This is a genomic window from Cellulomonas iranensis NBRC 101100 = JCM 18110, from assembly GCF_001552375.1.
In the GTDB taxonomy this organism is placed as follows: domain Bacteria; phylum Actinomycetota; class Actinomycetes; order Actinomycetales; family Cellulomonadaceae; genus Cellulomonas; species Cellulomonas iranensis.
Window position 1 is genome coordinate 1 of sequence record NZ_BCRB01000124.1, and the last position, 7,883, is coordinate 7,883.

Genomic DNA, 7,883 nt, shown 5'->3' on the forward strand with positions numbered 1-7,883 from the left:
AGGCGGGCGCGCAGCGCGAGCCGCCACGCGAGCGACCAGCCGGTCGAGTCGGGCCCGCGCGCGTCGAGCGTGCGCCGCGCGGCCGCGGCCAGCGCGGGCGCCGCGTCCGGGTCGATCGACGTGCCGGGGAACACGCGGTACAGGTGCGACTGGTGGCGGTGCGCGGGCTCCGCGTCCGGCACGTCGGCCGACCACTCGGCGAGCCGCCCGTCCGGTGCGACGCGCTCCGTGGGCAGGCGGTCGAGCGCGCCGTCGACGGCGGCCAGCAGGTCCTCGTCGCGCTCGCCCACGACGGGCGCCAGACGGCGCACGTGGTCGAGCAGGTCCCGGGCCATCGCGAGGTCGGACGTGGTCGACACGCCCGCGGCCGCGTGGCGACCGTCGGGCAGCAGGTAGTGGTGCTCGGGGCTCGTGGCCGGTGCCGTGCCGAGCGAGCCGTCGGGGAGCTCGACGAGCGTGTCGAGCACGAACAGCGCCGCGCCGCGCACGACGGACCAGTGCCGGCGCAGCGCGTCGTCGTCGCCCGTCCAGTCGTGGTGGTCCACGACGTGCCGCGCGAGCCACACCCCGCCGAAGGGCCACCACGACCAGCTCACGGAGTCGCGCCCGCGCCCCGTGGGGCCCGTGAAGCACCAGGCGTCGCTGTTGTGGTGCGCGACCCACCCCCGTGCGCCGTGCAGCGTGCGCGCGGTGGCCTCGCCCGCGGCCGCGAGCCGGTCGAGCCACGCGAGCAGCGGCTCGTGGCACTCGGCGAGGTCCCCCACGAGCGTCGGCCAGTAGTTCATCTCGGTGTTGATGTTGATCGTGTAGTTCGCGTTCCACGGCGGCTGCACGTGCGGGTTCCAGATGCCCTGCAGGTTCAGCGGCAGCGTGCCCGGCCGCGATCCGCTGACCGTGAGGTGCCGCCCGTACTGGAAAGCGAGCACCGCGAGGTGCGGGTCGGGCGCGCCGTGGGCGTGCCGCACGAGGCGCGCGTCGAGCGGCAGGTCGGGCACGGGACCGGGGCCGTCCGCCCCCGCGGTGGGCGGGTCCTCGCCGGGCGCGCGCAGGTCGAGCTCGACGCGCCCCATGAGCGCGCCGTGGTCGGCCTCCTGCCGGGCGGGCAGGCCGTCGAGGTCCGCGAGCGCGGCGTCGAGCGCGGCGCGGGCCTCGGCCGCGACGCGTGCCCGGTCGCCGTGCAGCGTCCCGGCCGCGACGTCGTGGTCGGTCGCGGTCGTCAGCACGACGCGCACGCGACCGGCGCCGCGCACGCGCACCTCGCCGTCCGCGACGTCGACGGTCGCACCCGGCCCGTCGGCGAGCACCGCGACCGCGACGCCCGCGTGCACGGCGCGGCCGCCGTAGGTCACGAGGTCGGGCTCGCCGGAGTAGTCCGGCAGGACGTCCGACGGCAGGTCGACGGCCGCGCGCAGCACGACGCGGGCACGCCCGCGGGCGGGGTCGTCCGCGGACCCGCGGTGCGCGGACGTCGGGGCGACGGCCCACGGGTGCCGCGACGCGAGGCGCACGCGCACGTCGTGCGGTGCGTCGCCCGCCCCCGCGGGCACGGGCCCGGGCGACGCGGCACCCCCGCCCCCCGGCGCCGCGGCCCCCGGCGACGCGACCACCGGCAGCGACGCACGTTCCAGCAGCAGCGCGCGGTCGGGGTGGCTCACGCGCACGTCCTGCCGCCACGGCGTGCCGTCGGCCGCCCGCCACGTCGTCGTCACGACCCCGCGGCCCAGGTCGAGCACGCGCCGGTAGCCGTCGTCGCCCGCGGCCGCGGGGTGGTCGAGCTCGACGTCGACGAGCGGCTGGTACGCCTGCGACCAGCCGGTCTGCAGCCGCTGCACCTCGCGCTCGGCGCCGAGCGGGTCGCCGGCCGCGAGCCGGGCCCGCGCCCGCTCGACGACCGCGGGCGGGTCGTCGTCGCCCAGCGGACCGACCGGCCGCGGCGGCCCGTCGAGCGGCGCACCCGACCAGCACGTGTCGTCGTTGACCTGCACGAGCTCGTGCGCCGTGCCGCCGTGCACCATCGCACCGATGCGCCCGTTCCCCACCGGGAACGCGTCCGTCCAGCGCTCCGCGGGTGCGTCGAGCCGCAGCTGCAGGCGCGTCGTCGCGCCGACCTCGTCGTCCACGCCCCCACCCAACCACCCGCCGCCGGCGCGGGGCACCCGCGTCCCGGGTGGCAGGATCGGCCCGTGCACGTCGTGTTCTACGAGCCCCGCATCCCCGGCAACACCGGCAACGCGATCCGCATGTGCGCCGGCACCGGCGCGACGCTGCACCTCGTGGAGCCGCTCGGCTTCGACCTGAGCGAGGCCCGCCTGCGCCGCGCGGGCCTGGACTACCACGACCTCGCGCACGTCGTGGTGCACGCCGACCTCGAGGCCCTGCTGGCCGCGCTGCCGACGTCGCGCGTGCTGGCGTTCACGACCCAGGCGACCCGCCGCTACACCGACGTCGACTGGCGCGCGGACGACGCGCTGCTGCTCGGCCCCGAGCCGAGCGGGCTGCCGCCGCACGTGCTGGCGCACCCGCGCGTGACCGACCAGGTGCGGATCCCGATGCTGCCGGGCCGCCGGTCCATGAACCTGTCGAACGCGGCGGCGGTCGCGACGTACGAGGCGTGGCGCGCGCTGGGGTTCCCGGGCGGCGTCTGAGGTCTCGCGTCGGCGCACCGTGTGAGGATCGTGCGGTGTTCGCCACCCGCCCCCTGCTCACCGGCACGTTCGGCATGGTCGCCTCGACGCACTGGCTCGCGAGCGCGGTCGGCATGCGCACGCTCGAGGCGGGCGGCAACGCGTTCGACGCGGCCGCCGCGGCCGGGTTCGCGCTGACCGTCGTCGAGCCGCACCTCAACGGCCCCGGGGGCGACGCGCCGCTGATCGGGCACCGCGCGTCGGACGCGCGCACGTTCGTGATCTGCGGGCAGGGCGTCGCCCCGGCGCGCGCGACGACCGCCGCGTACCGCGCGCTCGGCGTCGACGAGGTGCCCGGCACGGGCCACCTCGCGGCGGTCGTGCCGGGCGCGTTCGGCGCGTGGCTCGACCTGCTGGCGCGGTACGGCACGCTCCCGCTGGCCGACGTGCTGGGACCCGCGATCGGGTACGCGCGCGACGGGTACCCGCTCGTGGCCGCCGCCGCGAGCACGGTCGCGACCGTCGCGGACATGTTCCGCGCGCACTGGCCGACGAGCGCCGCGGTGTACCTGCCGGGCGGTGCGCTCCCGGCACCGGGCGCGCGGTTCACCAACCCGGACCTCGCGACGACGTTCGAGCGGCTGCTCGCCGAGGCCGCGGCCGCCGGACCGGACCGCGAGGCGCAGGTCGAGGCCGCGCGCCGTGCGTTCTACGAGGGCTTCGTGGCCGACGCGGTCGACGCGTTCGTGTCCGGCACGTCCGTGCACGACGCGACGGGCCGCGCGCACACGGGCTTCCTGCGGGGCGACGACCTCGCGGCCTGGCGCGCGACCGAGGAGCCGACCGTCGCGGTGCCGTTCGCGGGCGTCGAGGTGCACAAGACGGCCGCGTGGGGCCAGGGCCCCGTGCTGCTGCAGCAGCTGCGCCTGCTCGACGCGCTGGGGGTCGACGACCTGGTGCGCGCGGCGACCGCCCCCGGTGCGGGCGACGCTCCGGACGGCCCGCTCACCGAGCTCGTGCACGTGGTCACGGAGGTCGCCAAGCTCGCCGCGGCCGACCGTGACGCCTGGTACGGCGACGACGGCGAGGTCCCGCTCGACGCGCTGCTGTCCCCCGCGTACGCCGCGCAGCGCGCGCGACTGGTCGGGGCGGAGGCCGACGGCGGGTACCGGCCCGGGTCGCCGGACGGCCGCACGCCGCGGCTGGCCCGGGCGCTCGTCGCCGCCCGCGCCGCGGCGGACGCTGGCGACGCGCGCGGGCCGGGCGTCGCGGGGCTGGGCGAGCCGACCGTGTCCCCGATCGGCCTGAGCCCGGGCGACACGTGCCACGTCGACGTCGTGGACCGGTGGGGCAACCGCGTGTCCGCGACGCCGTCGGGCGGGTGGCTGCAGTCGAGCCCGGTAGTGCCGGGGCTGGGGTTCGCGCTGCCGACGCGCGCGCAGATGTTCTGGGTCGAGGACGGCCTGCCCGCGAGCCTCGCGCCCGGTCGACGGCCCCGCACGACGCTGAGCCCCGCGCTCGCGCTGGGCGACGGGCACGGGTTCGCGTTCGGCACGCCGGGCGGCGACCAGCAGGACCAGTGGACCGTGCCGTTCCTGCTGCGGCACCTGCTGGGCGGGCTGGACCTGCAGGAGGCGATCGACGCGCCGGCGTGGCACTCGTCGCACGTGCACGGGTCGTTCCACCCGCGCACGCACGTGCCGCGCGGTCTGGTCGCGGAGTCGCGGCTGGGGCCCGCGGTGCTCGCGGGGCTGGCCGCGCGCGGGCACGCGGTGGCGGACGCGGGGCCCTGGACGCTGGGCCGCATCAGCGCGGCCGGCGTGCGGGCCGACGGCCTGCTGCAGGCGGCGGCGAACCCCCGCGGGAGGCAGGGCTACGCGGTGGGTCGATGACCCGTCCCGTGACTGGGTCGTGACTCACCCGCCGACAGGCTCGTGACCTGCTGCTCAACCGTGGTGACCTGCATGGACGCTCGTCCGACTCGCACGCGTGGGCGGACGTGACGCGCTTCCAGTCACAGCCCTTTCTATGAGGGTTCTATGAGGATCTGACCGGTGACACGTTTCGTACGAGCCGGTCGGGCTACGGTCGCTGACATGCCCTACGACGTCGTGGACGCGCACCTCCAGGCGTGGGACCCCGAGACGGTCCACTACCCCTGGATGTCGCACGACCCGGCACTGCTGCGGCGGACCTACCGGGTCGACGAGGTCGGCGGAGCGTTGCACGAGCACCACGTGGACGGCGTGGTGCTCGTGCAGTCCGCGGACAACCGCGCCGACAGCGAGCACCTGCTGTTCCAGGCGCTCTGCTCGCCGCACGTGCTCGGCGTCGTCGCGTGGGTGCCGCTCGACCAGCCCGACGACGCCGCCGCCCAGCTCGACCACTGGCGGACCGAGCCCGTGGTCGGCGTGAGCCACCACGTGGACCGCGAGGCCGACCCGCAGTGGCTGCTGCGCGACGCGGTCGACGACGGGCTCGCGCTGCTCTGCGAGCGGCGGCTCGTCCTCGACGTCCCCGCGACCACACCCGCGCTGCTCGCGCACGTCGCGGCCGTCGCGGACCGGCACCCCAAGCTCACGGTCGTCGTGGACCACCTGGGGGCGCCGCCGCTGGCGGCGCTCCGCGCGGGCGACCACGCCGCGTGGCGGACCTGGGCGGACGCGCTGCGCCGCGTCGCCGAGCTGCCGAACGTCGTCGCGAAGCTCGCCGGGCTCGGGCGCGCGGCCGGGCCCGGGTGGACGGTCGACGACGTCCGCCCCGCGGTCGACCACGCGGTGGACGTCTTCGGCGCCGACCGGCTCATGGCCGGCAGCGACTGGCCGACGGCGCTCGACGCGCACGCGTCCTGGCCCGAGGTGTGGGGCGGCCTGCGCGCGACCCTCGCGGGCCTCGACGCGCACGCCGTCGCTCGCGTCCTCGGACGCACGGCCGTCGAGGTGTACGGCATCCCGCCGCTCGTCGCCGAGCGCTGAGGGGCCTCAGGCCCTGCGGTCGGGCGTGGAGGCGCGCAGCACGACCTCGGTCGGCACGGTGCGCACGCGGGGACCCTCGGCGTGCGCGTCGAGCGCGAGCCCGGTCGCGAGCCGACCGACCTCGACGAGCGGGACCCGCACGCTCGTCAGCCCCGGGACGACGTCACGCAGCGTGAGGATGTCGTCGAAACCCGCGAGCGCGACGTCCTCGGGCACGCGCACGCCCAGGTCGCGCGCGGCCGCGAGCGCCCCGAGCGCCATGACGTCGTTGACGGCGAACACCACGTCGACGTCCGCCCCGACCGCGAGCAGCTCGCGCATCGCCGCCTCGCCGCCCTCGTGCGTGAACGCGCTCGGGACGACGTGCGCGGGGTCCACGGGCGTCCCGAGCGCCGCGAACGCGTGCGTGAAGCCGTCGCGCCGCTCGCGCGCCGTGAGGTGCGTGTCGGGACCGCCGAGCACCGCGGGCCGTCGGTACCCGCGCGCGTGCAGCGCCCGCGCGAGCGCACCGGCCCCGGCGACGTTCTCGAGCACGACCGTGTCGACGTCGAGCACCGGCTGCCCGACGAGCGCGACCGACCCGCCCGAGGCCGCGTACTCCGCGAGGGTGCGCCGCATGACGTCGTTGCCGGCCTCGTCGTCGTGCCGACCGCCGACCACGACGATCGCGCGGGCCCGCTGCCGCTGCAGCAGGCGCACGAGCTCGACCTCGCGCTCGGGGTCGTGCCGCGTGTCGGTGAGCGTGACCTGGAGGCCCGCGGCGTCGGCGGCGGCCGTGACGCCCGCGGCGATCGAGGAGAAGTACGGGTCGGTGATGTCGTGCACCACGAGGCCGACGGACGTCGTGCGGCCGCGGGCCATGGCCTGCGCGTTGGCGTCGGGCGTGTAGCGCAGCCGCTGCGCCGCCTCGAGGACGCGCTCCCTCAGGTCGGGCCGGACCGTGCGGGTCGCGCTGCCGTTGATCGCGCGCGAGGCGGTCGCGAGCGACACGCCCGCCTCGCGGGCGACGTCGCTCAGCGTGACGCTCGTGGCCATGCTCGAAGGCTAGGGCACGGCCCGGTCGGGCCGTGGGGGCTCCGGCCCTCGATCTGCGGCCGGCGCCGACGGCCGCGGACGGGCCCGGACGCCAGGGCACGTCTCAGCGGTCGACGCGCGCGCCCCCGCCGCCCGCGAGCCGGACCACCTCGGCCTTCGACGCCATGGACGTGTCGCCCGGGGTCGTCATGGCGAGCGCGCCGTGCGCGGCGCCGTACTCGACGGCCGTCGCGAGCGGCTGCCCGTCGAGGAGGCCGAACGCGAGGCCCGACGCGAACGAGTCGCCCCCGCCGACGCGGTCGAGGATCTCCAGGCCCGGCCGGTGGGTCGCCTGCACGAGGCCGGAGGCCCGCGACCAGGCCAGCGCACCCCAGTCGTTGACGGTCGCGGAGCGGACGGTCCGCAGGGTCGTCGCGACGACCTGGACGTCCGGGTACTGCGCGGCGACGCGCTCGATCATGGCCGCGAACGCGTCGACCTCGAGGTCGGTGAGCTGCTCGTCGACGCCCTCGACCTCGAACCCGAGCGCGGCCGTGAAGTCCTCCTCGTTGCCGATCATGACGTCGACGTGCGGGGCGATGCCGCGGTTGACCTCCTGCGCCCGCGCGCGGCCGCCGACCGCCTTCCACAGCGACGGGCGGTAGTTGAGGTCGTACGAGACGACCGTGCCGTGGCGGCGCGCGGCCGTGACGGCCTCGAGCACGGTCGCCGCGGCGGTGTCGGAGAGGGCCGCGAAGATGCCACCCGTGTGGAACCACCGCACGCCGAGCTCGCCGAACAGGTGCTCCCAGTCGACGTCGCCCGGGGCGAGCTGCGACGCGGCGGTGTGGCCGCGGTCGGACACGCCGACCGCGCCGCGCACGCCGAACCCGCGCTCGGTGAAGTTCAGCCCGTTGCGGACCTCGCGCCCGGTCCCGTCGTAGGGCACCCACCGCACGAGCGACGTGTCGACGCCGCCCTGCAGCATGAGGTCCTCGACGAGCCGACCCACCTCGTTGTCGGCGAGCGCGGTGACGACCGCGGCACGCAGGCCGAACGCGCGTCGCAGGCCGCGCGCGACGTTGTACTCGCCGCCGCCCTCCCACGCGCGGAACTGCCGGGCGGTGCGGATCCGCCCCTCGCCGGGGTCGAGCCGCAGCATCACCTCGCCCAGCGAGACGGCGTCGTAGCGGCACTCGGACGCGGGACGGAGACGCAGGTCGGACATCGTCGGCTCCTGACGGCGGGACTGGATTGACCTCTCACGGAG

6 protein-coding genes are annotated in these 7,883 nt (G+C 77.1%); 3 read left to right on the top strand and 3 right to left on the bottom strand.

The annotated features are described in order from the left end of the window. A partial coding sequence (locus CS2_RS17020; protein WP_070320872.1) for a glycosyl hydrolase family 95 catalytic domain-containing protein occupies nt 1-2,120 on the bottom strand: 2,120 nt, incomplete at its 3' end. 63 nt (nt 2,121-2,183) lie between these two features. Here CS2_RS17020 and CS2_RS17025 point away from each other — a divergent pair. From CS2_RS17025 to CS2_RS17035, 3 genes are all read left to right on the top strand, one after another. Continuing rightward, nucleotides 2,184-2,645, top strand: a complete 462-nt coding sequence (locus CS2_RS17025; RefSeq protein ID WP_070320873.1) for a tRNA (cytidine(34)-2'-O)-methyltransferase — start codon at nt 2,184-2,186, stop codon at nt 2,643-2,645. A gap of 74 nt (nt 2,646-2,719) precedes the next feature. After that, a complete protein-coding gene (locus tag CS2_RS17030; RefSeq protein WP_082740331.1) occupies nt 2,720-4,516 on the top strand; it encodes a gamma-glutamyltransferase family protein in 1,797 nt (598 codons plus the stop codon). 204 nt (nt 4,517-4,720) lie between these two features. Beyond that, complete coding sequence (locus tag CS2_RS17035; protein ID WP_070320875.1) at nt 4,721-5,599, top strand: amidohydrolase family protein; 879 nt, start codon at nt 4,721-4,723, stop codon at nt 5,597-5,599. A gap of 6 nt (nt 5,600-5,605) precedes the next feature. On the opposite strand, the gene CS2_RS17040 is transcribed toward CS2_RS17035, so the two are convergent. Both CS2_RS17040 and CS2_RS17045 read right to left on the bottom strand, forming a co-directional pair. Beyond that, entirely contained in the window at nt 5,606-6,634 is a 1,029-nt protein-coding gene (locus tag CS2_RS17040) for a LacI family DNA-binding transcriptional regulator (protein WP_070320876.1), read from the bottom strand. 103 nt (nt 6,635-6,737) lie between these two features. After that, nucleotides 6,738-7,841 carry a sugar kinase gene (locus tag CS2_RS17045; RefSeq protein WP_070320877.1) on the bottom strand — a complete coding sequence of 368 codons (1,104 nt, stop codon included), beginning with the start codon at nt 7,839-7,841 and terminating at the stop codon, nt 6,738-6,740. Between the last annotated feature and the right edge of the window lie 42 nt (nt 7,842-7,883).

Bases quoted from the DNA above. Each gene is read 5' to 3' on its own strand.
- CS2_RS17030 (WP_082740331.1), top strand. From the start codon at position 2,720: ATGGTCGCCTCGACGCACTGGCTCGCGAGCGCGGTCGGCATGCGCACG.
- CS2_RS17035 (WP_070320875.1), top strand. From the start codon at position 4,721: ATGCCCTACGACGTCGTGGACGCGCACCTCCAGGCGTGGGACCCCGAG.
- CS2_RS17040 (WP_070320876.1), bottom strand. From the start codon at position 6,634: ATGGCCACGAGCGTCACGCTGAGCGACGTCGCCCGCGAGGCGGGCGTG.
- CS2_RS17045 (WP_070320877.1), bottom strand. From the start codon at position 7,841: ATGTCCGACCTGCGTCTCCGTCCCGCGTCCGAGTGCCGCTACGACGCC.